Here is a 25,330-nt window from a genome sequence, read left to right as displayed (position 1 = left end):
GACCTTCCAAACAAAACTATACTTCAACTTTATAGAGGAATCGGATAATCAATTAATTCTGCCCTGGGGATTCACAGGTTAATTGCTGCGCTTTTGTCTGGATAATAAAATCACTTACAAATTTCTTGACAAAAGAAAACTCCATAACAGTATAGGGTTTTCTTTTAACGCTGCTGTCAGAGAATACCAGATTTCATCCGTACTATCAGCCAACAAAAAAGATATCGGGATTATTGTCGCATCTGCTGGTTCGGGTAAAACCGTAATCGCCTTGAAAATAGTAGCTGACAAACGACAACCCACCCTGATAGTGGTTCATCGAAAACAACTTGCTGAGCAGTGGGCTGAAAGGATTGAGAATTGGACAAAAAATCAATGGAAGAAGAGTAAGAACGGGACTTACTATTTGAAAATAGAGGAGCGTCTGCTCCTCATTTTCCAGGATAAAAAAACAAGTAAATACAGTGTCAAAATTGGCGATATGTTTGGCAAAAAAGAATTTGATAAAATAGAAAAGGCGAAAGTTGCAGTTTTTGAAGGGATTGAATTTTTGAAAGAAAAGGGCAGGTGGTAAGTTGTTTTAAAGTGCAGAAGTTTAAAAGTCGATAAAGAACATTAATTTTCTTCGTATAAAACTAAAGTTTTTAACTGTATTAATTTGGATTTTTTTGCAAAACCTTAGCCGGAGTCGAACCAAAAATGTGCCTTATTTTCAATTTTAACCGGATGCTAAAACAAAAAATGGCCCCGACTTATCGTCAGAGCCATTTGTACCCGGAGCCGGAGTCGAACCGGCACGAGTGTAACCTCATTGGTGTTTGAGACCAACGCGTCTACCAATTCCGCCATCCGGGCATTGTGTTGTGTTGGGAGTGCAAAAGTAGGGAGAAAATCAGATTAACCAAACATTGTTTGAAAAATATTTTGAATAATTTTTCATTGTTTAAATTGATATAGATTTTCTTTAAACACTACTCATAACGCAACGCTTCGATAGGGTCTAAGCGTGAGGCTTTTATGGCTGGATATATCCCGGATAGTACGCCGACAACCACGCAGACAACAATTCCCAAAGCCATCCACGCCCAAGGGATAACAAAGGAACTTTCGGAACTTATAGAGTTTGAAATCACATTTCCAATCAAAATCCCAAGAAATAATCCGGCAATACCACCAATGATACAAACCACAATGGCTTCAATCAAGAACTGGAAACGGATAACACTTGGTGTGGCACCCAGGGACTTTCGGATCCCGATTTCCCTCGTCCGTTCCGTAACGGAAACCAGCATGATATTCATCAGTGCTATTGATGCACCAAGTAATGTAATGATCCCGATACCAAAACCGCCGATTCTCAAATAACCTGTAATGTTTTCAAAATCTTTTGCCATCGCATCGGCACGTTCAACAACAAAGGAATCTTCATTTCCGAGTCTGTCGTTGCGGATACGCCGCATTAATCCTCTCGCTTCTTCAAGAATTATTTCCCCATCTGAAATCTTTGAAGTAGAAGCTGTAATATTATAAGTCAGTGTCCTGTTTGCTGCCAACCCTCGGCCGTTGTCAAGGGGAATGATCATGATCCGGTCGGCGTCATTTCCGCCACCCATTGACCCCTTCTTTTGAAGCACACCAACCACTTTATATTTGGAACCCATAAAGGTAATTTCCTTATTCAATGGATCAAGATTGCCGAAAAGGTTCCGGGCGATTTCCTGACCAAGCACAACTACGTTCAGAGAGTTGTCCATGTCGTTTTTATTCATATTCCGGCCAAAATCTATCTTATAGCCGTTGATGCCCAGATATTGCTCATCTGTACCGATAACGTTACTATTAGGATTGGTCTTCTTGGACCGGTAATTTGCCTGAATTGCCCCGCCGATGCTGGATGACAAGGATACCGTTCCTCCAAAATCATTCCGGAAACGCTGTGAAAATTCACTGGCTTCCCGGTAATTTATTACAGGATACCGCTTTCCGCGTCTCCCGCCATTCCGGAAATTATCTTCTTCATGATTTTTGACGGTAAAGGTATTCGCGCCGAGATCTGCAAAACTGCTGTTAACAGAATTCTGAATTCCTTCAATAGCCGTTAAAATACCTACCAGAGAGGTTATGCCAATGGCAATAATCAGCGCCGTAAGTACAGTCCGCAGCAGATTTGACTGTATGGAACGTAAGCCTTCGTCTACATTTTCCCTGATATTCATTATATAATTATGCGTTACGTACCATATTTTGATTAAATTACGTTAAATCAGACAGAATATGAGCGCTGGAAAGCGTATATTTCGTTGTTAGTCGGATGAATCGTTTTCGTGTTTTAAGCCAAAACTTTATTCACGAATCCGTCCTGATTTGTAATTTGTAATAAGGTCTCTTTGGTTAAAAGAAACCTCTTTTTATTAATACGTAAAGCTGCATAGGATGCGTGAAAGAATCAAACCAATGGTACGGCTCTTTGCCCCGTTTATCATTTTTTTAGGAATTTCTGCCCAGAGTTTTGGGAACAGACTGTTGATTCCGATGGATGATTCGCAAAAAAACCATTTAAAGGCATATGGAATCGCTTACTGGATTCTTAAAAGCTACGAAATGGAAATGGACTGGTTGCTGAATTATCGCGGCGGAAGTTTTATGGTGGCCTATAACCAGCAATTTGCTTCCGAGATGACCGTTCGGGGTGTGAGTTTTGAGGTTATCTCAGAAGGACAGGCCGGTAAAATATTGAATGACATCAGTGCTCCGGATGTGAATATGGATGCTGTGAAATTACAAAAAGCACCGAAAGTCGCGGTATATTCTCCGAAGTCAAAATCGCCCTGGGATGATGCAGTGACGCTGGTTTTGACGTATGCGGAAATTCCATATGATGTTGTTTATGATGATGAAGTTTTAAATGGGAAATTGCCGGAATATGACTGGCTCCATTTGCATCATGAAGATTTTACAGGACAGTTTGGTAAGTTTTTTCAATACAAAGATTACCCATGGTACCGTGAACAAAAGCGTGAGGCAGAAGGAGTGACTGAAAAATTCCAGTTTGCCAATGTTCCGCAAATGAAACTTGCCGTAGCTAAGAAAATTTCTGCCTTCGTAACCGGCGGCGGATATATGTTTGCGATGTGTAACGCAACGGATACTTTTGACATTGCACTGGCAGCGGACGGACTTGACATCGTGGAAGCGATGTATGACGGAACGCCGGCAGATCCGACAGCAAACAGCAAGCTGAATTATGAAAACACGTTTGCTTTCCAAAATTTCAAAACGATTCCGTATCCATACGAAATCGAGTTTTCGGATATTGACAGTCAGGTTGAGGAACGCGGATTGAACGAATCAAACGACTTTTTTTCATTATTCCAGTTTTCTGCCAAATGGGATCCGGTACCAAGTATGCTGACACAAAACCATCAGACGATCATTAAAGGTTTTTGCGGACAAACTACGGCTTTTAAAAACCGTTTTGTGAAACCGGAAGTTGTTGTTTTAGCAGAAAATAAGCAATTACAGGAAGCCAGATATATCCATAGTACGCATGGAAAAGGGTTTTTTACTTTCTATGGCGGTCATGATCCGGAGGATTATCAGCATAGAGTGGGGGAAGAACCTACGGACTTAAATCTGCATCCAAATTCAGCAGGTTACCGCCTTATTTTAAATAATATTCTTTTCCCGGCAGCGAAGAAGAAAAAAATGAAGACTTGATATTGTTTCAAATCTCCCTGTTCAAATTCACACAAACCGTGCCATTTCGCACGGTTTTTTTTTGCTGTAATTTGATAAATATTTGACAGTAAGTATTTTATATTTTGGCATAATGTTGTGAACAAAAAGATATTGTTAGCCATGAAAATGAATTAATCATATCTTAAAAATTTACAAATGGATCGGGAAGTTGAACCGTTGTATGTTCAAAAACAAAATAACCGGCGCTGGATTATCGGGGTTGTCGTAATTATCGCCATCGTTTTGGCCATCTATTTGTTTCGCAACTCATTAAAAGGAACAATTGAAGCGAGCAGGATCAGGACTGCGGCTGTTGAAACAGGGGATGTGGAAAATACAATTTCCGCCTCCGGGGAAATTATACCTGCCTATGAACAAATTATTACAAGCCCGATCCGGGCTAGTATCCGCAGGATTTTAATCAATCCTGGCACGCCGGTATCACCCGGACAAGCCATAGTGGATCTTGACAAATCGCTGACGGAGATTGAGCTCGAAAAATTTCAGGATCAGCTTGCCTTGAAAAAAAACAGTATCGAACAGCTTCGTATGAAGCTTAATAAGAATCTTTTCGATGCTGAAATAAGTGACAAAATTAAACTGCTTAATATTAATAAACTCAGGGCAGATTATGAAGATGCAAAACGTTTGAAAAAAGTTGGCGGCGGAACAGGCGAAGATATTACCAGAGCAGAAAACGAATTGAAAATCGCTGAACTTGAAAAAAAACAGCTGGAAAATGACCTTTCCTACAACCGGGAATCCATGGGCGCCAGTTTGAAAGAAACCGAATTGGGCGCTCAGATTGAAGGAAATAATCTGAAAGAACTTTCGCACAAGCTGAAAATGGCTGATATCGTTGCAGACCGCAAAGGTGTGCTGACCTGGGTTAATGACAATATTGGATCGGCTGTGAATGAGGGAGAAATGCTGGCCAAGGTTGCAGATCTGGGCAGTTTTAGGATAGATGGTTCGTGCTCAGACGTATATGCTGATCAGGTTAAGGCCGGGTTGCCGGTAATCATTAAGCTGAATGAGACAATATTACGCGGTTTGATTTCTCAGGTAAAACCCTCTGTGAAAAATGGTATCGTCGAATTCATTGTGCAGCTTGATAATGCTAAAAATGAATCGCTGAGGCCGAATATGAAAGTTGAGGTCTATATCATTACCAACCGCAGCTTGAAAACACTGCGGGTAGCCAATGGACCTACTTTTAATGGCAAAAGAAAGCAATTTATTTATGTAGTGAAAAATAGAATTGCCTATCGCCGGGAGGTCGAAATGGGATTATCAAATTTCGATTATGTTGAAATAAAAAATGGTGTCCAAAAAGGCGAGAGTATTGTTTTGTCTGACATGAGTCAATTTGAAAATCTGGAAGAAATCTCAATTAAATAACCATGAAAAAGAGATACTTCTACATTTTGCTTATCAATTTTACTGCCCGGTTTGCAGAAGCGCAGATACAGCGCATTTCCCTTACCGAAGTTGTGCAACAAGCCAGGGAACAATCGGTGGCTTCAAAGCAGGCCGTGACGTCCAGGAAAACGAATTACTGGCAATACCGGTCTTTCATGGCCGATTTTAAGCCACAATTGAGTTTGAATGGAACGATTCCGGGTTTTACTAATTCTTATATCCAGGTAGTTCAGCCCGATGGAACCGTATCTTTTCAATCCGTTTCTTATAATAATTCGGTTGCAAATCTTTCACTGAATCAAAGTATAGCACTAACCGGAGGTACTATTTATGTACAACAGCAAATGCAGCGTTTTGATAATTTTGCAGGGAAAACTACCAGCTATAATGGCATTCCTTTTGAATTTGGAATTACGCAACCGCTATTTCGTTTCAACGCGATGAAATGGAACCGGAAAATTGAGCCGTTGAAATATCAGGAAGGAAATCAGCAATATATAGCTTCACTGGAACAAGTCGCGCTGGATGCTACCGGATTATATTTTGATCTTTTAGTTGCTCAGGTAAACTTACAGATTGCAGGAAAAAACAGAAGTAATAACGATACACTTTATAAAATAGCTGGCCATAAACTGGAACTGGGCAAGATTTCCCAAAACGATTTGTTGCAGTTACAAATGGGGCTTCTTACAGCACAAAAAGATCTGGCTTCGGCTCAGCAAGCAGCCGCGGTTGCGTCCCTCAAACTTAAAATGTTTTTGAGTTCAAGGGATGAGCGGGAACTGGAATTGGAAATTCCGATGGAAAAGGATGAATTTCCTGTTAATCCACAACTTGCGTTGGATCAGGCTTTTTTGAACAGATCAACCGCTATTTCCTTCCGTCGCAGATTACTGGAAGCAGAACGTGATGTTGTGCAGGCAAAACAGGAAAATGGTTTAAATGCCTCTCTGAATGCCACTTTTGGATTGTCAAATCAAGGATCGCGACCGGGTGAAGTTTACAAAAAACCACAGGACCGCGAATTTGTTGAATTACAATTTACATTACCAATTATGACCTGGGGACGCAATAAAGCCAGAACAGAAGTGGCAAAGGCGAATAGGGAATTTGCACAACAATCTGTCGAGCAGGATAAACTGACTTTTGAGCAGGAAATTTTCACACAAGTAACACTTTTACAAATGTTGCAAAAACAGGTAAAATTGACAAAGCTGGCAGATCAGATTGCTGCAAACCGTTATCAGATCGCCCAGGATAGATTTATATTAAGTAATTTGAGTGTAACCGACTTGGGTATTGCTATACAGGAAAAAGACAGGGCCAGGCGCGATTATATTTTGGCATTGCGTGATTATTGGCAATCGTATTACACATTAAGATTATTAACATTATATGATTTTGAACATGATAGCAGGATAAATGGGTAGGGGCGACCCTCGTGGTCGCCCTTTTTGGCCAATTAAAGGCCGTCGGCCGAAATAGGCCAACGCCGGTCGCTCGGTTGTTGCCGACAAGAATCTTCTGAATGCTGCCAGGGATAATCGCACGAACGTTACCAACGCCAGGGGATATCCAATAAATTATTGCCCGATCCGGATTCGCGGCTCGGAACGGGCGACCACGAGGGTCGCCCCAACAGTCGCCCGAACTATCGCCTCCGACGCTGCCCGAAATAAATAGTCGAGAAATATTGAGACGATAATCGAAACGAAATATTAAAAAAGAATTCAAAAAAAATTGAAAAAATATTAACCCCAAAACCATCAAAGCCATGATAAAATTACAAAACGTTGAAAAAGTTTACCGAACCAGTTCAATAGAAACATTAGCACTCAACAACATCAACATTGATGTGAAAAAAGGAGAATTTGTATCCATTATGGGCCCGTCTGGTTGTGGGAAAAGCACCTTGCTTAACATTATAGGATTGCTGGACGCACCATCAAAAGGAATTATTGAAATTGACGGATTGAAAGTTGAAAAATACCGTGATAAAGAACTGGCACATTTAAGAAACCAGAAACTGGGATTTATTTTCCAGAGTTTTCATTTGATCAACGATCTTTCTGTGGTTGATAACGTAGAAATTCCTCTGTTGTATCGTGAAAGTAACGCCAAACAACGCAGGGAATTAGCAGAAGAAGCACTTGTAAAAGTAGGGCTATCCAACCGGATGAAACATTTTCCGAAACAATTATCCGGAGGGCAAAAACAGCGTGTCGCCATTGCGCGCGCCATTGTTGGCAAACCGGAAATAATCCTGGCCGATGAGCCAACAGGGAATCTTGACAGTGCAATGGGGAATGAAATTATCAGTATTCTTCAAAATCTGAATGAAAACGGAGCAACAATTGTGATGGTAACCCACGATGATGCTATGGCGAAAAGAACACACCGGTTGATCCGATTATTCGACGGAACGCAGGTGCTTTAATTTTAAATAATAGAATGAGTGAATGATAGAATGAGCGGATAGTTGAAACCTATTACTTAACTCAACGACTTACTCATTCTGTTATTAAAACGCAAAATTCCTAAAAAACGGAATCCTGCCACATTCACTAATTCTATCATTTTATCACTCTATCATTCAAAATTCCCCCATCATGCTCGCTAACTATATAAAAATTGCCTGGAAGGTTTTGCTGCGGCATCCTTTCTATACATTTATCACCTTATTTGGTATAAGCCTCACGCTTACAGTGCTTATGCTGCTGACGTCTTTTCTGGATCATTTGATTGGGGCGCATTATCCTGAAACGAAAAGAGACAGGACACTTTATATTGAAAGAATCGTCATGGAAGATTCCGCCCGGCAATCGATGATGTCCAATTCTATGAGTTTTAAATTCCTTACAGATTATGCCAAATCAGTTAAAACGGCTGAGCGGGTCACAATTTTCTCCTATTTCAACGGATCAAACGCTTATGTAGGTTCGCAGAAAATCAAACTTAACATCACATTTTCGGATGCAGATTTCTGGCGGGTTTCGGATTTTAAATTTATTGAAGGCAAGCCTTATAACGAGCAAAACATAGCAAATGGTGACTATGTAGCCGTAATCACTGATGATTTTAAAAAGCACTATTTTACCAATTCCGATGAAACGGTCGTAGGCAAAACCGTTGAAATTGAAAGTATTAACTACAAAGTAATTGGTGTTGTAAAAGGCAGTCCGATAACAAGGCCATTTACCCACGCGGATATTTATTTTCCGTATACCGCACCAAAAAGTAATTACCAGAATAGCGGTATGGTAGGTAATTTCATAGCCATGATTTTGGCAAAAGATCCCTCAGACCTGAAAGCAGTCCAAAGTGAATTTCAGAATAATATCAGGAAAATTCCATTACCTGCTAATCAGGGTGGGTTTAAATATAGTGTGCTCGAAGTAAGAAGTGATCCATATCTGGAAAATTTTATAACTACGATTTTGAACGGAGGTCCGGGGTTGAAAAATATGTTTTATGGTGTGATCGTATTTATTGTACTCATGCTGATGGGGCTTCCGGCCATTAATCTGGTAAACTTAAATGTTGGGCGTATTTTAGAAAGAGCTTCTGAAATAGGTGTCAGGAAAGCATTTGGAGCGCCGATAAAAACGTTGATGTGGCAATTTATTGTTGAAAATATTTTTATCACTTTCATCGGTGGCGTTATCGCACTGATCCTGACATTCACGCTTATTCAAATTATCAATGCTAGCGGATGGATTGCTTATGCCGACCTTACCATCAATCTCACCGTATTTTCTATCAGCGTTTTAGTTTGTCTGATTTTTGGATTACTCTCAGGAGTTTTACCTGCGCTCAGAATGTCAAAATTAAGCATTATTGAAGCGCTGAAAGCCTGATTTTGAATGATAGATGATAGAATGATAGAGTGAGTGAATGATAGAGTGAGCTGACACGTCAAAAATCTGGCTTAATTCAAAGACTTAATCATTCTATTATTTAAAACTTAAAGCCTAAATGTCAGAGCCTGGACATTCTATCATTCTATTATTCACTCATTCAATCATTCCATCATTCACTCATTAATTCCCCCCCCCCAATGATTCGTCATCTTTTCAAATTAATATGGAATAAAAAGAAAACCCATTCGCTGCTTATTATTGAAATCTGGGCTTCTTTTATGGTTCTTTTCGGACTCGCAACATTGATTACTTATAATGTAAAAAATTATCTGGAACCCCTCGGATTTGAGTATGAAAATGTTTGGGCAATTAACCTGAATAATAACCAGGATACGATTGCCATACCAGAAAAGGTTCAAACCATATTTCAGCGCGTAAAAGGTTTTCCGGAAGTAGAATCAATTTCCAGGATGAGCGATGCTTATCCTTTTTCACAGAGCAACAACAGTCGGACGGTAAAGTATAAAAATTCAGATGTTCAAATGGGTGTTGTTTTTGCCGATGAGAATCTTGCAAAAACAATCAATATTCCATTGATAGCCGGAAAATGGTATCGAAATACGGATAGCGTCGGAAAGTATATTCCGGTTGTAATCAATAAAATGGCAGAAACTGCACTTTTTGAAAATCAATCGGCAGTTGGGAAAATTCTTAAAGATTATAATGGGAAAGCAGTGTGGGTGGTGGCAGGAGTGATAGATTATTACAAAGATAAAGCTGAGTTTATGCTCAACAAACCTATGATGTTTGAATTGTTGAAGGCTGATCAGATTTATAATAAAACATTAGTAATCCGGGTCAAGCCGGGTACAGATGCGGCATTTGAAGCAAAACTTGTAAAAGGAATTACAGGCATTGCAAAGGGGTGGAGTACCGAAATTGTATATCTGACAGACGCTCGTCAAAAACAACATAATATAACGCTTATCCCCGTCATTATTTTTCTGATCATATGCAGTTTTCTACTGATTAATGTCGCTTTGGGTTTATTTGGAATCCTAAATTTGAGTATAGCCAGAAGACGCGGAGAAATTGGATTACGCCGTGCAATGGGTGCTACGGAAGGTAACGTTACTGCACAGTTTTTGGGAGAAATATGGGTTCTGGCAACTTTTAGCCTCATTTTAGGTTTATTATTTGCGATTCAGTATCCATTGATGAATGTGTTTGATATTGCTGGCGGGGTTTATATTACAGCAATTTTGATAGCGATCGTAATCATTTTTATAATCGTTACACTCTGCGCGTGGCACCCAAGCCGGCAGGCTTCACGTATACATCCGGCGATTGCTTTGCATGAAGATTAAGGGTATAAAGGGTTTCACGCAAAGCGAAAAAGGAAGGGCAAAGAACGGTGAGAATCTTTTGCGTACTTTGCCAAAAATAAACACACACTAATTATGACTGAAAACGAATTGTCTTTTAAGATTATTGGCATTGCTTTGGAGCTTCACAGGAATGTTGGTCCTGGATTATTAGAATCGTCTTATGAAAATGCCTTAGCATATGATTTGAGACAGGCTGGGATGGAAGTAAAACAATAGGTATCCGTGCCATTTCTTTACAAAGAGATAAAAATGGAAGTTGGTTATAGGTTGGATATAATTGTTGAGAACAAAATTATTATTGAAGTTAAATCAATTGAAACTGTTGCACCAGTTCATTATGCTCAGCTACTTACATATCTGAAATTATCCAATATGAAATTAGGTCTATTAATCAACTTCAATACTAAATTGCTTCGGGAAGGAATCCATAGAGTTGTCAACAATCTTTAATTCTAATTTTGCGCCCTTTGCATAACTTAAAACCTTTGCGTGAAAAAACGAAACTTAACCCCTCATGATCCTCATAGTTGACGACGACCTTGCCATCAGAACTTCACTTGCCCTTCTTTTGAAAAAAGAAGGATTCAATGTGCGTGGAGCCGGGTCTCCCGAGGAAACCTTTAATGTCCTGGAAAGTGGAATGCCCGAATTAATTCTATTGGATCTTAACTTTTCTATCGAAACATCGGGAGATGAAGGGATGGATCTGTTGAAGAGAATCAGACACTACAATCCAAAAATTCCGGTTATTTTAATTACTGGCTGGGGAACAATAGACCTGGCCGTGAAAGGGATGAAGGAAGGAGCCAGAGATTTCATCACCAAGCCCTGGCAAAATGAATATCTTATTCAATCGATTAATACGATTTTAAATCTGGCAAATCAGACACCGCAATCTGCCAACCGCCGCAAACTGGAACAAACCTATCACTTTCAAAACATCGTCGGAGAAGACCCAAAACTTCTTCAGATTCTGGAAACAGTAGGTCGCGTATCGTCAACCGATGCGCCTGTATTAATCACGGGAGAAAGCGGAACAGGGAAAGAGCTGATTGCCGAGGCTATTCACACGAATAGCAAAAGAAAAACGAAACCGTTTGTAAAAGTTAATTTGGGCGGGATTTCATCGACTTTATTTGAAAGTGAATTATTTGGCCACGTTCGCGGGGCATTTACAGATGCAAAAACAGATCGAGCGGGCCGATTTGAAATGGCGCATAAGGGGACGATTTTCCTGGATGAAATCGGAGAACTGGATCTTTCCAGTCAGGTGAAATTGCTCAGGGTTTTGCAGGAAAGAACTTTTGAGCCTCTTGGAAGCAGTAAAAGCCGAACCGTGGATGTTCGGATAATATGTGCCACCAACCGTAATTTGGAAGAAATGGTAACGCAGGGTACTTTCAGGGAAGATCTTTTTTATAGAATAAACTTGATTACCGTAAAGCTTCCTGCGCTAAGAGAACGGCCGGGTGATATCCCTATTTTAGCAGAATTTTTTATGAATAATTTAAAAGTTATTTATGAAAGACCGGCTTTACAATTGGGTCCAGGCGCGTTAAAATGGCTTAAAACGCTGACCTTGCAGGGAAACATACGTCAGTTGAAAAACATAGTGGAGCGTACGGTTTTGTTAGCAGGGAATGATGTAATTGAAACAGAAGATTTTAAGCAAAACATGAATTCTGATTTGCCTTCAGTTTCGAAAAATTCGTTGCCTGCAGTTGGCACAATAACACTCGAAGAAATGGAGTATCAAATGATTACCCGCGCTATGGAATTTCATCAGCAGAAAATATCAAAAGTTGCCAGGGCACTGGGAATTACCCGGTTTGCCTTATACCGGCGACTGGAGAAATATGGTATTTCATATGAATCTGAAAATTAACTGTTAAACGTGTTTATGAAATTTTCGCTTCGGCTACGCTATATCATTTTTATTGGCATTCTTCATGCCGTGTTAATATTGATGATATTCATTTTACTCCGGGAAAAGAAAATATTTTTTATAGCATCCGAAGTTTTGATTCTCATTTCCATCTTTATCTCCATTCAGATTTATAGAGATTTTTTAAGGCCGATAGAATTTGTTCGTTCTGGTATTGAAGCAATTAAAGATCAGGATTTCAGTATAAAATTCGTGCAGACGGGGAAAAGTGAAATTGATATTTTAATTGAAGTTTATAATCTCATGATCGATCAGTTGAGAGAGGAAAGGATCAAATTAAATGAGCAACATTTTTTTCTGGAAAAATTGATTGAAGCTTCACCAATTGCGATCCTTATTATGGATTTTGATGAAAAAATTGCTTCCATAAATGAAAAGACAAAAAAGTTATTTCAAAAAAACACAAATTCCTGGCGGGGTAAAAGACTTGACGAATTGGATCTTGCTTTGTTTGCGCAATTGACAGATTTACAGGATGGTGAGTCTAGGACCATCAAAATTAATAGTGTTGAAACCTATAAAGTACAACGTTCCCATTTCATGGATCAGGGGTTCCGAAGATCATTTTTAATGATCGAAGAGCTGACAACAGATATCCTGGAATCAGAGAAAAAGGCTTACGGGAAAGTAATCAGGATGATGGCGCATGAGGTAAATAACACACTGGGAGCAACGGATTCCATCCTTCAGACTACAAGAAATTATCTGGCGGAAGATTCATTTCTGGATTTAAGGGAAGCTCTGGGAGTTGCCTCTGACAGAAATAAAAAACTGGCAATTTTTATGCGGAATTTTGCAGATGTAGTCCGCTTACCAGCTCCTTTTAAAGAACCCACAGATGTGAAAGAGCTCCTGAAAAGCGTCGGATTGTTCATGCGATTGTCAGCTGAACAACGCGGAATAACTTTGGAAATAAAAACTGAAACAGAACCTCCGTTTTTAGTATCGCTGGATGCGGGACAAATGGAACAGGTTTTTGTCAACGTTATTAAAAATGCAATTGAAGCTTGTAAGCGTGGAGATTCAATTCAACTACAAATTTTAGACGATTCGATTTTGATAAAAAATAACGGTGAGCCGATAGGTGAGGAAACAGCCACGCAGCTTTTTAATCCGTTTTTTAGTACCAAAAGGGATGGTCAGGGAATCGGCCTGACACTAACCAAAGAAATTCTATTAAATCATGGATTCTCGTTTTCGCTAATGTCAGGTAATGATGGTTGGACTGTTTTTGAAATTGATAAAATAGTGTAAAGCCTTGATGAAAAATATAAATTATTCCACAATTGGAAATATAGAAAAATAGCCCCGAGTAACGGTAAATAAAAAGCTAAGAAAAAAGGAAGTTCATGTTTGAACTTTGGGAAATCCTGTCCTCCGTGGCCCCAATAGGTTACATTGATGTAAGCTTGTCGTAAAAAGCTGATCAAAGCGAGAGCGGAAATAATGAAAACTCCAATTCCTTTATTATGTGTTGATTCCCAAACGTTTTTCAAAACATAAATAAATGGAAAAAAAATAAAAGGGGTAACCGTGAAAATATGACGGGTGAGGGTGGTTTTGTGAAATGCTGCGATGAGTATTGAAATCGTGATCAGCGAAATAAACAGAAGTGCTTTTTCTTTTTCCTTTTTGTAAAATAATACAAAACCGTATAGTGAGATTAACAGTAGCGGTGAGGAAACGAATATCCCCGGAATATCATTTCCTCTTCCCAGGTTCCATTTGTAATAAACCGGAAAGTTAGATAAACTGGTTAGTAATTTGTCAAGGCCAGGAAGGAAATTTCCTTCCAACGCTGTTGCAAATGACTTTTCTTCTGGGAAGTTCGGATTGTACGTATTACTTTTTAATAGTAATTCTCCGAAGGTTAAATAGTTATAAAATACAAGACTACTGACAAAAAATGATGTGATCAGGATTGAAACAAGCAAAACCGGCACCCATTTTTTGTAATTCAAAAGATCAACCCTACTAATAGACAGGCCGAGAAATACAGCGATTGGAAGCAAAAAGAGAATGTTTTGTAACTCAATAAGTGCCGAGAATCCAATCGAAGCAACGGAATAGAAAACCAGGTTTCGATTGCTAAAAACGTCTTTCACTCTTAAAACCTGATAAATGGCCAACAAAACGAATAGTGCAGACGGCATGTGGGAAAAAGCATGGGTCGCTTCCAGCCAATGCAGTGTTGTCAACCCAAATGCTACGGTGGCGATGCAGGCATAATGGAAAGCAAATCCTGATTGTTTGAACATCAGGAATAAAAGAATTAAACAAAACACGGCACAAATATTGGGTAATATAGAAATGGCGACGATATCAGCCTCATATAAAGTCGTGAGATTTTTGAGTCCGGCGAAGTCGATAAAATGAGCATAAGCAAGGAATGGAAGCATTAAAAAAGCATTTCCAGGAAGTCTGTCAGAATATATTTTTCCGTTTTTTTCTGCATAATCACAACATTGAACGTAAGAGAAAAACGGTTTGATTTCGCTGTTATGATTGTGGTAAAGGGATTTTGCCAAGGCGAAATGACTTCCGTCATTCGAACAATTCAATCCTGCTGAACTTACAAAATAAAGAAGAGCAAAACCTGACAATATCAATATTACAAGACGTTTTTGATTTAAATTTAATCTGTAAAATTCTTTCATATGGCGTGCTGGTTAGTTATTTCATGCGGGCGATAGAATTAGATTTTAATCTTTTTAATGGCAAAAGCGCGAGCTGGATTATGTATCGAAATCTGATCGATCCTGGATTCATTCCAGATTGCAATCAAGATTTTATAAACCTGTATTTCGATTTTAAAAATTCTAAGTACTGACATTTTTCGCCAGATCGATCCAAAGCTTTGATATCGAAACTTAATATATATTCCCTCAGAAGAGACAATATTCTTAACCAGAAAGGAAATTGAAAAACAGAATTGAAGAAAATTACGGCGTGAAGGCATGTCGTAAGATTTAGATTCTTACGTAAGTTAATGTTTTTAATCAATTGTTGATTAATAGGTTACGGAAATTGAAATTTTAATTTTTGGAGAAGTGTGGGATAATCCCGGTAAGTTCATATTCATTAAGCCAGGTTTTATGTTTTCCCTGAATGGTTAGATAAAAGTCGTAGACTGGTTTGAGATCTTTTTGGAAATCACCTGACAAAAAAATAGGCTCGCTGATCACAAGTGCTTTACGTGGGTAATCGAATCCGATTAAAATGAGTGGGACATCAGCAAGAAGCGCCATGTGATAAAATCCTGTTTTCAATCTGTCAACATCTTTTCTGGTTCCTTCCGGCGTTATAGCGATATGTAATGTTTCATGTTGATTGAACATCGCTGCAACAGCGTCGACGAGATTTCCTGACTGATTTCTATAAACCGGATAACATCCCAATGCCCGAAATAACCAGCCTGAATACCATTGAAAAAGCTGACTTTTGGCGAGAAAACCAACGTTGATCTTCATTTCTCCACGAGCACCCAAACAAAGCATGAAATCCCAGTTCGAATTATGCGGTGCACCAACCCATACTGCCTTTTTTATCTCATAAGGTGGTCTGCCGATAATTTTCCAGCCCACCATTCGGAATATAAATGCGGCAATGGTATTAAGCATTTTGAGTTTTTGGAAATGTCGAGGTCTTCAAAATTAAAGCACGATAAATGGCTTAGGACTGAATGATATAATAAATACGATCAGCGCGAAGATGCCAAGAATTATTCTTGCAGTTCCAATCGGTTGATTATCCTCCGTTTCAGGATGACGAATTCCAAGAAAACGCCCCAAAATAAATATGAATGGTAGAAATCCGGAATATCCTTCCCATTCAGGACGCAGGAATGATAATCCAAATTGACCTACAACGATCATCAAGCTGACCATCAGCGCATTTGAAGTATTTTCACTAATCCGCCTTAAACAGATGTAAAGGAAATAGATGTAGATAACGAGTGAAAGCAAGTGTTCGTAAAATACTGAATCGCTGCTGATCGCAAATTCCTCAGCTTTAAACATTCCCAATCCTGCGTAAAAAACAAAAACAATATAAAGTGCAGGAGCTACCACATCAAATTTCTTTTTGCCAATCATTCCGTACAAAATATGTCCGCCGTCAAGCTGACCAATTGGAATAAGATTCAAGGATGTGAAAAATAATGCGAGGTATCCTGCAAATAGTAGAGGATAGTGAATAATCTCGTAAGCATGCGGCATGCGGGCAGGATCTGCAACGAAATTCTTGAAAAACCAGAAAAGTAGGTTGTCCCCTAAAACGATATTTCCAGCTGAATTTTCATATACAAATTGCGGGTAACTTAGTCCGTAGCGCGCATATTCCGGATGAATTGAGAAAATGTACTCAGCCGGAGGCAAATGAGTGAATCCGTACGTTAAAACAGCTAATGCTGCAACAAAACCTGCCAAAGGCCCGGCAATTCCAATATCAAAGAATTTTAAACGGGATTTAACGACGGATGTAATTCTGATAAAAGCACCCATCGTTCCGATGCTTTGAGATATCCCGAACCATAACGGAATGTAATAAGGAAGGGTAACTTTAACCTGATGCGCCTTTGCGGTAAAGTAGTGACCAAATTCATGGATGGTCAGAATTGCTAAAAAGGGAATTGAAAACTGAAATCCCATAAAAAATTCCGCCCAGCCCATTGGCTTTCCCGTTTCAGGAACGGACGCTCCCGAAGTTTTTTCTACCAGAAAATGAATAAAAGTGCTTACAAAAGAAAAGACATTACCAAACATCCACTCGGCACCGGCCATGGTGGTGGTAATGACAGTCGCAATAAAAAGTAAAGCCTGAATCAGGTGTGTGCGGGTATTAGGCGACATAATCTTTAAGATAGTCCAGTATGGTAACAGGCTTTTGTACGAGAATTGTGTCGATGCCCAATTTTGAAGCTGCGGTGATATTGTCCGGATTATCGTCCAGGAAAAGTGTTTCTTCCGCAACAAGCCCGGATTCTTCCAGAACCTGCAAATAAATTGCCGGATCCGGTTTCATCTTGCCCATTTCATAGGAGAGATATACTTTTTCGAACAGGTCATCAAGCTTTTCAACACCCGATGCAGCATGCAGGATTTTATTAACTTCTTTGATATGAATTGAACTGGTATTGCTTAAAAGAAAAAGGCGGTATTTTTTGCCAAGTTCTTTAATCAGTTCAATTCTTGCAGGAGGAATATCAAGCAATAAGCTGTTCCAGGCCGTATCAATTATTTCTTCTGACCAATCGGGAAATTCAAGAACTTCCCTGATCATATTTCTAAATGCCTCTTCGTTAACTAAACCAGTCTCAAACAAACGAAAAAGTTCATTCTCTTTAAAAAGAGTCAGTACTTCATGTTGCGCTTTTCCACTTAATTTCCCGAAATTATCCGAAGCAATAGGGACATCAATGTTGAGAATGACGTCTCCCAGGTCAAAAACAATATTTTTAATACGGCTATTTTTCATGAACGGCTAAAAGCTTGGTTATTCAATAATAACGCCCATTGCAGAGAATTTATCGATACGCTGATCGATTCTTTTCTGCGGAGACATGGATGCCAATTCTTTAATATTACTCAGAATTACTTTTTTTAATTCGGCAGCCATCCACGCATGATCCAGATGTGCACCACCCAATGGCTCAGCAACGATTCCGTCAATAAGCTTGTTGTTTTTCATATCCTTGGCCGTGATTTTCATCGCTTCAGCCGCCTGTTCTTTAAAATCCCAGCTACGCCACAAAATCGTCGAGCAGTTTTCTGGAGAGATTACAGAATACCAGGTATTTTCCAACATCAACACACGGTCACCAACGGCAATGCCAATTGCTCCGCCGGAAGCACCTTCACCGATGATGATACAGATTACAGGTACTTTCAGTAAAAACATTTCCTTGATATTACGGGCAATTGCTTCTCCTTGTCCACGCTCTTCGGCTTCCATACCCGGAAATGCACCCGGCGTATCAACCAAAGTAACAATAGGAACATTAAATTTTTCTGCCAGTTTCATCAGACGCAAAGCCTTACGGTACCCTTCAGGATTTGGCATCCCGAAATTACGGTGCTGACGCTGCTTGGTATTTCGGCCTTTTTGCTGACCAATGATCATGCAGGTTTGTCCGCCCACATTCGCCAATCCTCCGATCATGGCAGGATCATCTCTCACCTGACGGTCTCCATGAAGTTCAATGAATTCATCACAAATAAGCTGGATATAATCCAGCGTATAAGGACGGTCCGGATGACGAGACAACTGGACGCGCTGCCAGCTTGTAAGTTTTCCAAAAATTTCCTTACGAAGTTCGGTAATATTATTTTCCAGTAGGGAAATAGCAGAAGAAACATCAACGTTATTTTGCTGTGCTAATGCCTTCATCTCTTCGAGCTTACGTTCTAGCTCGGCCATTGGTTTTTCAAAATCAAGGTATGTTCTCATGTTATATTTCTTCTTTGTGGCTAAGGCTTAAAGTTCAAAGGATTGCCCTCTTAACGGTAATTCGACCGTTTTGTAGCCTAATTCATTAATTTTGCCCTGAAATTCAGTCATGCTTTGATGTTCGCCATGAACCAGAAAAACAGTCTTAAGCTTTTCCGGATCCTGCATTTTCACAAACCTAATCAAATCATTCTGGTCTCCGTGGCCGCTAAATACGTCAATTTTTTCAATATTAGCCAAGACTGGCAGCTTGTTTCCACGAATAGAAATGCTATCCTGGCCGTTTAAAAGCCTCCATCCCAGCGTTCCTTCGCTCGCATAACCGATCATTAGGATAGTAGCATAAGGATTACCGATGTTTGCTTCTACGTGTTGTTCAACTCTTCCTCCCTGAATCATTCCCGACGAAGAAATAATAATGCATGGCTCGTTGTAGTTGGAAACTGCTTTGCTGGCATCAGAACTTTCGAGATAAATCAGATTATCAAAATCGAATAAAATATCATTGTCAGCGTGGAAAGTTTTGGCTTCTTTGTTCAATAAGCGCACATAGCGCTGATAAACTCGGGTACTGCTATGTGCCAGCGGACTATCAGAAAATACTTTAAGATTTGGGAAAGCATGATCTGCATAAATTTTATTCAGTGTAAAAAGAAGTGCCTGTGTACGGCCAACACTGAAAGAAGGAATTATCAATCTTCCGGGAATATCAATGCACGTTCTTTTTATCACATCAGCCAATGCTTTTGCTGGTGTAGTGGTATCTTCATGCAGACGATTGCCATAAGTTGATTCGCAGATCAGATAATCTACTTGGGGTATTTCCTGTGGATCGATCAGCAAAGGATAATTGGACCTGCCAATATCTCCGGAAAAACAGATTTTCTTTTTCTCCCCATTTTCTGTAACCTCAACCACAATATGTGCCGCGCCCAATAAATGGCCGGCTGCATAAAAAGTAATAGCTACATGATCAGCAATCCTATAACGCTGCCCAAACGAAACGGGGACAAAGTTATCCAATGCCTCAATTACATTTTTCTCAACAAAATAATCTCTGGGGACATCTTTCTTTTTTCTACCTCTCTTTTTATTCGAAGAACCGTTTTGTGCGTTCAATCTTTTTTGATGCAGGTTCGCAGCATCTTTTAAAAGCAGGGAAGTGAGTGCCAATGTAGGTTCAGTACACACAACGCGTCCTTCAAAGCCCTCTTTGAATAAGTTAGGGATATTGCCAGAATGGTCAATGTGTGCATGCGTTAGCAAGACTGTATTTATTAAGCTCGCATCAAATGGGAATACACTTTTTTGTTCATCATAGCGTGTTCTTCTGTCTTTTTCATCTAAGTCAAAGTCCGAGCCACAGTCAATCAAAATCCGGTAATCATCTGTTTCGAGTAAAAACATACTGCCGGTAACTTGTTGGGCGGCTCCCCAAAATGTCAATTTCATGTTTTATGTAATACCGTGAATATCTATATTGTGATTTTCCCTTAAATGCGAAAAATCAATATTATTTCGAATCGTAAAGTCTAATAAAAGTATTAAGTTAATCTAAAAAAACGTGCAGCAAGATAATGCATGTATAATAACGGCAATTGTTGCGGATTATCATCCACCTAACTTAAACAATTAAATACAAAAGTATCAAAAAGAGGCTTAGAATTGGTTAAGTCTGTATAGTTTAGCATAAGAAAAACAATTTTTTGAAATTCGCTCCGACCAAAGAAAGATTTATGAAATTAATATTTACCTTTTTCTGTGTGCTCTTTTTTTGTTCAGGAAAGGCTCAACCTATTGATAGTTTGGCTTTAACGGATTTCAGTGATGCTGTACTGGAACTTCAAAATAGCGATCTGATGCGGAACGGAACTTTGTCGGTCAGTGTAAAATCAGTTTTGGATAAAAAGACAGTTTTTGCGATTAATTCTGAAAAATCCCTTCCTTCGGCGTCTATCCTGAAATTAGTAAGCACAGCAACAATTCTTTCGATTTTAGGAGGAGATTTTCGATATCAGACATTTTTGGAGTACGATGGTTTTGTTAATAAAGATACGCTTAACGGAAATATTTATATACGGGGTACGGGAGATCCATCCTTGGGCAGCGATCGATTTAAAGAATATCCGTCCAGCGCGCAGCTGATAGCAAGATGGACTGCTGCTATCCAAAAAGCGGGAATAAAATATATCAAAGGCGATGTGTTGGCGGACGCTTCTTATTTTGATACTAAGACATTGGCTGATAGCTGGATTTGGGGTGATTTGGGTAACTATTATGGCGCGGGTGTTTCAGGATTAAATTTCAACGACAATCAGTATAAAATTAAATTTAAGCCTGGTGTTGGTGAAGATGATCCGGCCATATTCCAGGGAATTGATCCATCCATTCCTTATCTTATTTTTCAAAACCATGTTGCGACCGGTGAAAGAGGTTCGGGCGATAAAACGGTTGTTTACGGCAATCCGCTGAGCAATCAGGTAATTCTTACCGGAACAGTGCCAAGAGGTGTCCCAACATTTTCTGTGAAAGGATCTATTCCCGATCCGGCTGCTTATGTGGCCTACACCTTGAAGCAAAGTCTTTCGAATACCATCCGAATTATTCCCGAAACACTTACATTTAAACTGGCGAAACCTGCTTCTATGTTAAGCACTAGAAAAATTCTGGATGAATATAAGTCGCCGCCGTTACGTGAAATCTGCCAGCAAGCGAATTTTTGGAGTGTTAATCTTTATGCTGATTCATTTCTAAAAAAGGCCGGGAAAACATTGGAAGGAAAATCAGATTATGATGATGCGGTAAAAGCGGTAACCAATTATTGGTGGAATAGAAAAGCGGACATGCGTGGTTTTTTCATCAAGGATGGAAGCGGACTTTCTCCGTCAGGTTCTGTTACGACAAATAATATGACAGATATTTTGAGTTTAGCTACTAAGGAAGCTTCATATCCTGATTTTTATAAAAGTATAGCAGTTTTGGGTGTTAACGGGACGGTAAGAAATTTGGGTAAGGGGACAAAGGCAGCAGGCAATATTCGGGCTAAAAGTGGTTCTATTGAAAGAACAAGAGCTTATGCAGGTTATGTGACTACGAAATCAAGGGCAGTACTAAGTTTCGCAATAATTGCTAACAAATATCAACAAGAAAGTAGTCGGATTGTTTCTGAGGAACTTGTCAGAATTATGACGCTTCTCGCGCAATTGTAATACAAAGTAAGTTTAATGGGAATTGAAATAAAAAAAGTAGCAGTTGAAGATATTCTGCCAATCCGGCATAAAGTACTATGGCCTGACAAACCGTTCGAATTTGTAAAAGTGGAAGGAGATGAACAAGGAATTCATTTCGGACTTTATGTAGATTCTAAACTTGTAACGATTATTTCCTTATTCGCAGAAGGGAAAAGTATGCGTTTCAGAAAGTTCGCAACCTTGCCGGAATATCAAAATCGTGGCTTGGGGAAAATAATGATGATGAAGGTTATGGATTATGCAAAGAAAAATGACTTTGAAAGCTTATGGTGCGACGCAAGGACGGATGCTCTGAATTTTTACGAAAGGCAAGGATTCAAAAAGTTTTCTGAGCCTTTTTTTAAAGAAAACATTGAATATTATAAAATAGAGAAGATTCTCTAAAATTTGAAAGCGGTCGACTTTTTCAACCGCTTTCAGAGGAATTTATTGAACTACTTTTTCAATAACCAGATTGTGATTTGTGTAAATACACAAATCAGCTGCAACAGTTAGCCCCTCGCGAACCATTTCCTCTGCTGTCAGATGCGTTGCATGTTTTTTCAAAGCCTGTGCGGCCGAAAGGGCAAAGTTTCCACCAGAGCCGATCGCTGCAATTCCATTTTCAGGTTCTAATACATCACCTGTTCCGGATATAACGAGAATTTCGTCTTTGTTCGCAGTAATCATCATAGCTTCCAGTTTACGCAGGTAACGATCTGTACGCCAGTCTTTTGCAAGTTCGATGGCAGCACGTTTCATATTGCCCCCATACGCATTAAGTTTTTCTTCGAAGCGTTCAAGAAGCGTAAAAGCATCAGCAGTTGATCCTGCAAAACCAACCAAGATTTTACCGCCCATTAATGTCCTGATCTTTTTTACATTGCTTTTAGCTACTGTATTTCCCATCGTCGCCTGTCCGTCTGCACCGAGCGAAACAGTGCCGTTGTGAAGTACGCCCAGAACGGTGGTTGCATGTATTTTTTCCATAGTGTAATTGTGAATGCTAAATGATATCTGCTAAACGTACAGAAATTTCAATCTGTTATTAAAACAAAAGTGCCAGGCTGTAAAACCTGACACTTTTGACATTATTGTATTTTTTGAATTGAAATCATTTCCAAAAACTAGTTTTTGTTTTTCAGGAGTGTTAAGATAGCATCGGTCGTAATCTCAATTTTGTCAAGTCTAGTCTCAATTTTATCAAGTCTAATCTCAATTTTGTCAAGTCTTACTTCAACCTTATCCATTCTTAGTTCCAGCTTATCAATTCTCCCATCCAGCTTATCAATTCTCCCATCCAGCTTATCAATTCTCTCATCTAGTTTATCAATTCTCTCATCTAGTTTATCAATCTTGCCATTAGTTGATAGTTGATTTTCTAAAAGAAAGGAAATGGCGTCGCTTTGTTTTGATAAAATATCAGTATGCTTATCCAAAATATCAGAATTCCTGTTTATTGTAATTCTGAGCTCGGCAACATGTTCTGAAACTCTATCAACCTTCGCTACGGTCTCATCCAATTTAATGAGCATTTCAGCAACAAGTGGTTCAAGCTGATTTAAACGGTCTCCGGATTTCATATATAAGTGTGTGTTTTATAATCTAACCTTAAACCAACATGCTCATCGGCTCTTCCAATAGCTTTTTCACAGTGTTCAGGAACTGAGCCGCAAGTGCTCCGTCAACAACACGGTGATCGGCAGAAAGAGTAACCTTCATAATGTTGGTCGGATAAACCGTTCCGTCTTCCTTGAAAGCAGCAACTTTTTTGATACCACCAATAGCCAGAATACAAGAATCTGGCGGGTTAATGATCGCTGTAAATTCATCTACACCAAACATACCCAGATTGGAAATCGAGAATGTATTTCCTTCCCAATCCTTTGGCTGCAATTTTTTATCTTTTGCTTTGCCGGCAAAATCTTTTACTTCTGCCGAAATGGTAGAAAGATTTTTCTTGTCAGCATCACGGATCACTGGAACCAAAAGCCCTTCGTCAACCGCAACGGCAACACCGATATTTACATAATTGTATTTTCTGATTTTATCTCCCAACCAGGCAGAGTTAACCGCAGGATGTTGTTTCAACGCAATCGCGCAAGCTTTGATCACGAAGTCATTGAACGAGATTTTAGCAGGGCTAACTTCATTCAATTGAGGACGCAATGCCATTGCTTTGTCCATCACGATTTCCATGGTTACATAGAAATGAGGTGCTGTGAACAAGCTATCGCTCAAACGACGTGCAATCGTTTTACGCATTTGAGAAATAGGCGTATCAACGAAATCTCCGCTCGCAGGCGCAGCAGCAGGCTGTGCTTCCGGTTTCGCAGGTGCTGATTCAGCAGCTTTTGCAGCTGGAGCAGCTTCTGTTTTAGCAGCAGGTTTGAATTCATCCACATCACGTTTCACGATACGGCCGTTATCGCCACTTCCTGAAACCTGATCAATATTGATTCCTTTTTCCTCAGCCAAACGACGAGCAAGAGGAGAAGCTTTGATACGTTCTCCTGAGTCCGCAACAGATGTCGCTTTTTCAGCATCTGCCGGAGCAGCAGCTTCCGTTTTTGCAGCTGGTGCAGCCTCTGGAGCATCCACTCCGGGTTCTGCTTCTCCGTTTTCACGGGCAAGCAAAGCTTCAACGTTTGATCCCTCCTCACCAATTACAGCAATAATTCCGTCAACTGGAACTGCTTCGCCTTCTTTGATACCTACATAAAGCAAAGTACCATCCTCATATGCTTCAAGTTCCATTGTAGCTTTGTCGGTTTCAACCTCCGCCAGAATGTCTCCTGATTTTACTTTATCTCCAACTTTTTTCTGCCATGAAACCAACGTTCCTTCTTCCATCGTATCGCTCATTTTTGGCATACGAACCACGGCAGCATTGATTTTTTCAGCAGCTTTTGCAGCAGGTGCAGCCGGCGCTTTTTCAGCAGTCGGTGTTGCAGTTTCTACCGGAGCTTCTGGTTTTGCTTCTTCTTTCAGAGCCTCAGCTTTTCCGTTTGATGAACCGTTTCCACCACCTTCTTCCAGCAATGCTTTATAATCTTCACCTTTTTCTCCTACAATCGCCATTACGCCATCAATAGGAACAGCATCGCCTTTTTTAACGCCTATATAAAGAAGAGTACCATCATAATACGATTCAAGATCCATAGTAGCTTTGTCGGTCTCGACTTCGGCTATAATTTCACCGGATTTGATTACATCACCAACTTGTTTGTGCCATTCTGCAATAACACCTTCTTCCATGGTGTCGCTCATCTTGGGCATACGGATTACTTCTGCCATATC

Annotated in this window: 21 protein-coding genes, 1 tRNA gene and 1 pseudogene; 12 read left to right on the top strand and 11 right to left on the bottom strand. The window is 39.7% G+C overall.

Annotation, left to right across the window (positions count from 1 at the left end; all coding sequences use genetic code 11):
- The first annotated feature begins 82 nt into the window (after positions 1-82).
- Positions 83-574, top strand: coding sequence for a DEAD/DEAH box helicase family protein (locus tag FZF08_RS02215; RefSeq protein ID WP_159466975.1), 492 nt, complete (start codon positions 83-85; stop codon positions 572-574).
- Between the two features lie 197 nt (positions 575-771).
- Here FZF08_RS02215 and FZF08_RS02210 read toward each other — a convergent pair.
- Both FZF08_RS02210 and FZF08_RS02205 read right to left on the bottom strand, forming a co-directional pair.
- Positions 772-855 (bottom strand) — tRNA-Leu (locus tag FZF08_RS02210).
- 116 nt (positions 856-971) lie between these two features.
- Complete coding sequence (locus tag FZF08_RS02205) at positions 972-2,216, bottom strand: ABC transporter permease (RefSeq protein ID WP_159466974.1); 1,245 nt, start codon at positions 2,214-2,216, stop codon at positions 972-974.
- A 238-nt stretch (positions 2,217-2,454) separates the two neighbouring features.
- Between FZF08_RS02205 and FZF08_RS02200 the strand changes: the two genes are divergently transcribed.
- The 9 genes and pseudogenes from FZF08_RS02200 (at position 2,455) to FZF08_RS02160 (ending at position 13,607) form a co-directional block, all read left to right on the top strand.
- The gene (locus FZF08_RS02200; protein WP_159467309.1) at positions 2,455-3,717 is read left to right on the top strand and encodes an asparagine synthetase B; all 1,263 of its coding nucleotides are present in this window, start codon (positions 2,455-2,457) and stop codon (positions 3,715-3,717) included.
- 177 nt (positions 3,718-3,894) lie between these two features.
- A complete protein-coding gene (locus tag FZF08_RS02195) occupies positions 3,895-5,139 on the top strand; it encodes an efflux RND transporter periplasmic adaptor subunit (RefSeq protein WP_159466973.1) in 1,245 nt (414 codons plus the stop codon).
- A 2-nt stretch (positions 5,140-5,141) separates the two neighbouring features.
- Positions 5,142-6,590: a TolC family protein gene (locus FZF08_RS02190; RefSeq protein ID WP_159466972.1), complete on the top strand. Its 1,449-nt coding sequence runs from the start codon at positions 5,142-5,144 to the stop codon at positions 6,588-6,590.
- A 344-nt stretch (positions 6,591-6,934) separates the two neighbouring features.
- Positions 6,935-7,597, top strand: coding sequence for an ABC transporter ATP-binding protein (locus FZF08_RS02185; RefSeq protein ID WP_159466971.1), 663 nt, complete (start codon positions 6,935-6,937; stop codon positions 7,595-7,597).
- Between the two features lie 172 nt (positions 7,598-7,769).
- Positions 7,770-9,017, top strand: coding sequence for an ABC transporter permease (locus FZF08_RS02180; protein ID WP_159466970.1), 1,248 nt, complete (start codon positions 7,770-7,772; stop codon positions 9,015-9,017).
- A 200-nt stretch (positions 9,018-9,217) separates the two neighbouring features.
- Complete coding sequence (locus FZF08_RS02175; protein WP_159466969.1) at positions 9,218-10,387, top strand: ABC transporter permease; 1,170 nt, start codon at positions 9,218-9,220, stop codon at positions 10,385-10,387.
- A gap of 93 nt (positions 10,388-10,480) precedes the next feature.
- A pseudogene (locus tag FZF08_RS02170) lies at positions 10,481-10,858 on the top strand (GxxExxY protein).
- Between the two features lie 64 nt (positions 10,859-10,922).
- Entirely contained in the window at positions 10,923-12,293 is a 1,371-nt protein-coding gene (locus FZF08_RS02165) for a sigma-54 dependent transcriptional regulator (RefSeq protein WP_159466968.1), read from the top strand.
- Between the two features lie 15 nt (positions 12,294-12,308).
- Entirely contained in the window at positions 12,309-13,607 is a 1,299-nt protein-coding gene (locus tag FZF08_RS02160) for a PAS domain-containing sensor histidine kinase (RefSeq protein ID WP_159466967.1), read from the top strand.
- On the opposite strand, the gene FZF08_RS02155 is transcribed toward FZF08_RS02160, so the two are convergent.
- The 6 genes from FZF08_RS02155 to FZF08_RS02130 all read right to left on the bottom strand — a co-directional run bounded on the left by FZF08_RS02155 (position 13,535) and on the right by FZF08_RS02130 (position 20,252).
- Positions 13,535-15,010, bottom strand: a complete 1,476-nt coding sequence (locus FZF08_RS02155; RefSeq protein WP_159466966.1) for a hypothetical protein — start codon at positions 15,008-15,010, stop codon at positions 13,535-13,537. The two genes, FZF08_RS02160 and FZF08_RS02155, sit on opposite strands and share 73 nt — an antisense overlap.
- 378 nt (positions 15,011-15,388) lie before the next feature.
- Positions 15,389-15,973: a 1-acyl-sn-glycerol-3-phosphate acyltransferase gene (locus FZF08_RS02150; protein ID WP_159466965.1), complete on the bottom strand. Its 585-nt coding sequence runs from the start codon at positions 15,971-15,973 to the stop codon at positions 15,389-15,391.
- Between the two features lie 33 nt (positions 15,974-16,006).
- On the bottom strand, positions 16,007-17,203 hold the full coding sequence (locus tag FZF08_RS02145; RefSeq protein ID WP_159466964.1) for a site-2 protease family protein: 1,197 nt from the start codon (positions 17,201-17,203) through the stop codon (positions 16,007-16,009).
- Positions 17,193-17,828, bottom strand: coding sequence for an HAD family phosphatase (locus FZF08_RS02140; RefSeq protein WP_159466963.1), 636 nt, complete (start codon positions 17,826-17,828; stop codon positions 17,193-17,195). The genes FZF08_RS02145 and FZF08_RS02140 overlap by 11 nt, the downstream gene beginning before the upstream one ends.
- An 18-nt stretch (positions 17,829-17,846) precedes the next feature.
- A complete protein-coding gene (locus tag FZF08_RS02135; RefSeq protein ID WP_159466962.1) occupies positions 17,847-18,800 on the bottom strand; it encodes an acetyl-CoA carboxylase carboxyltransferase subunit alpha in 954 nt (317 codons plus the stop codon).
- Positions 18,801-18,827: 27 nt separating this feature from the next.
- Positions 18,828-20,252 (bottom strand): MBL fold metallo-hydrolase RNA specificity domain-containing protein, encoded by a 1,425-nt coding sequence (locus FZF08_RS02130; RefSeq protein ID WP_159466961.1) that lies wholly within the window; start codon positions 20,250-20,252, stop codon positions 18,828-18,830.
- A 284-nt stretch (positions 20,253-20,536) separates the two neighbouring features.
- On the opposite strand from FZF08_RS02130, the gene dacB reads away from it, so the two are divergent.
- Positions 20,537-22,009: a D-alanyl-D-alanine carboxypeptidase/D-alanyl-D-alanine-endopeptidase gene (gene dacB / locus FZF08_RS02125; RefSeq protein ID WP_159466960.1), complete on the top strand. Its 1,473-nt coding sequence runs from the start codon at positions 20,537-20,539 to the stop codon at positions 22,007-22,009.
- A gap of 15 nt (positions 22,010-22,024) precedes the next feature.
- The gene (locus FZF08_RS02120; protein WP_159466959.1) at positions 22,025-22,435 is read left to right on the top strand and encodes a GNAT family N-acetyltransferase; all 411 of its coding nucleotides are present in this window, start codon (positions 22,025-22,027) and stop codon (positions 22,433-22,435) included.
- A gap of 42 nt (positions 22,436-22,477) precedes the next feature.
- Here the strand turns inward: FZF08_RS02120 and hslV are convergent, their stop codons facing one another.
- The 3 genes from hslV to FZF08_RS02105 form a co-directional block, all read right to left on the bottom strand.
- Complete coding sequence (hslV, locus tag FZF08_RS02115; protein ID WP_137343122.1) at positions 22,478-23,020, bottom strand: ATP-dependent protease subunit HslV; 543 nt, start codon at positions 23,018-23,020, stop codon at positions 22,478-22,480.
- A 137-nt stretch (positions 23,021-23,157) separates the two neighbouring features.
- Positions 23,158-23,613 carry a hypothetical protein gene (locus FZF08_RS02110; protein ID WP_159466958.1) on the bottom strand — a complete coding sequence of 152 codons (456 nt, stop codon included), beginning with the start codon at positions 23,611-23,613 and terminating at the stop codon, positions 23,158-23,160.
- A gap of 28 nt (positions 23,614-23,641) precedes the next feature.
- Positions 23,642-25,327 (bottom strand): pyruvate dehydrogenase complex dihydrolipoamide acetyltransferase, encoded by a 1,686-nt coding sequence (locus tag FZF08_RS02105; protein WP_159466957.1) that lies wholly within the window; start codon positions 25,325-25,327, stop codon positions 23,642-23,644.
- Between the last annotated feature and the right edge of the window lie 3 nt (positions 25,328-25,330).

This window comes from Dyadobacter sp. 3J3 (genome assembly GCF_009801115.1).
In the GTDB taxonomy this organism is placed as follows: Bacteria; Bacteroidota; Bacteroidia; order Cytophagales; family Spirosomataceae; genus Dyadobacter.
The sequence above is the reverse complement of the archived record's forward strand: the minus strand, read 5'-3'. Positions and strand labels throughout refer to the sequence as shown.

Coding starts and splice junctions, on each gene's coding strand:
- FZF08_RS02105 (WP_159466957.1), bottom strand. CDS start 25,327: ATGGCAGAAGTAATCCGTATGCCCAAGATGAGCGACACCATGGAAGAA.
- hslV (WP_137343122.1), bottom strand. CDS start 23,020: ATGGAAAAAATACATGCAACCACCGTTCTGGGCGTACTTCACAACGGC.
- FZF08_RS02160 (WP_159466967.1), top strand. CDS start 12,309: ATGAAATTTTCGCTTCGGCTACGCTATATCATTTTTATTGGCATTCTT.
- FZF08_RS02140 (WP_159466963.1), bottom strand. CDS start 17,828: ATGAAAAATAGCCGTATTAAAAATATTGTTTTTGACCTGGGAGACGTC.
- FZF08_RS02195 (WP_159466973.1), top strand. CDS start 3,895: ATGGATCGGGAAGTTGAACCGTTGTATGTTCAAAAACAAAATAACCGG.
- FZF08_RS02165 (WP_159466968.1), top strand. CDS start 10,923: ATGATCCTCATAGTTGACGACGACCTTGCCATCAGAACTTCACTTGCC.
- FZF08_RS02185 (WP_159466971.1), top strand. CDS start 6,935: ATGATAAAATTACAAAACGTTGAAAAAGTTTACCGAACCAGTTCAATA.
- FZF08_RS02150 (WP_159466965.1), bottom strand. CDS start 15,973: ATGCTTAATACCATTGCCGCATTTATATTCCGAATGGTGGGCTGGAAA.
- FZF08_RS02205 (WP_159466974.1), bottom strand. CDS start 2,216: ATGAATATCAGGGAAAATGTAGACGAAGGCTTACGTTCCATACAGTCA.
- FZF08_RS02120 (WP_159466959.1), top strand. CDS start 22,025: ATGGGAATTGAAATAAAAAAAGTAGCAGTTGAAGATATTCTGCCAATC.
- FZF08_RS02155 (WP_159466966.1), bottom strand. CDS start 15,010: ATGAAAGAATTTTACAGATTAAATTTAAATCAAAAACGTCTTGTAATA.
- FZF08_RS02190 (WP_159466972.1), top strand. CDS start 5,142: ATGAAAAAGAGATACTTCTACATTTTGCTTATCAATTTTACTGCCCGG.
- FZF08_RS02175 (WP_159466969.1), top strand. CDS start 9,218: ATGATTCGTCATCTTTTCAAATTAATATGGAATAAAAAGAAAACCCAT.
- FZF08_RS02145 (WP_159466964.1), bottom strand. CDS start 17,203: ATGTCGCCTAATACCCGCACACACCTGATTCAGGCTTTACTTTTTATT.
- FZF08_RS02200 (WP_159467309.1), top strand. CDS start 2,455: ATGGTACGGCTCTTTGCCCCGTTTATCATTTTTTTAGGAATTTCTGCC.
- FZF08_RS02180 (WP_159466970.1), top strand. CDS start 7,770: ATGCTCGCTAACTATATAAAAATTGCCTGGAAGGTTTTGCTGCGGCAT.
- FZF08_RS02110 (WP_159466958.1), bottom strand. CDS start 23,613: ATGAAATCCGGAGACCGTTTAAATCAGCTTGAACCACTTGTTGCTGAA.
- dacB (WP_159466960.1), top strand. CDS start 20,537: ATGAAATTAATATTTACCTTTTTCTGTGTGCTCTTTTTTTGTTCAGGA.
- FZF08_RS02130 (WP_159466961.1), bottom strand. CDS start 20,252: ATGAAATTGACATTTTGGGGAGCCGCCCAACAAGTTACCGGCAGTATG.
- FZF08_RS02135 (WP_159466962.1), bottom strand. CDS start 18,800: ATGAGAACATACCTTGATTTTGAAAAACCAATGGCCGAGCTAGAACGT.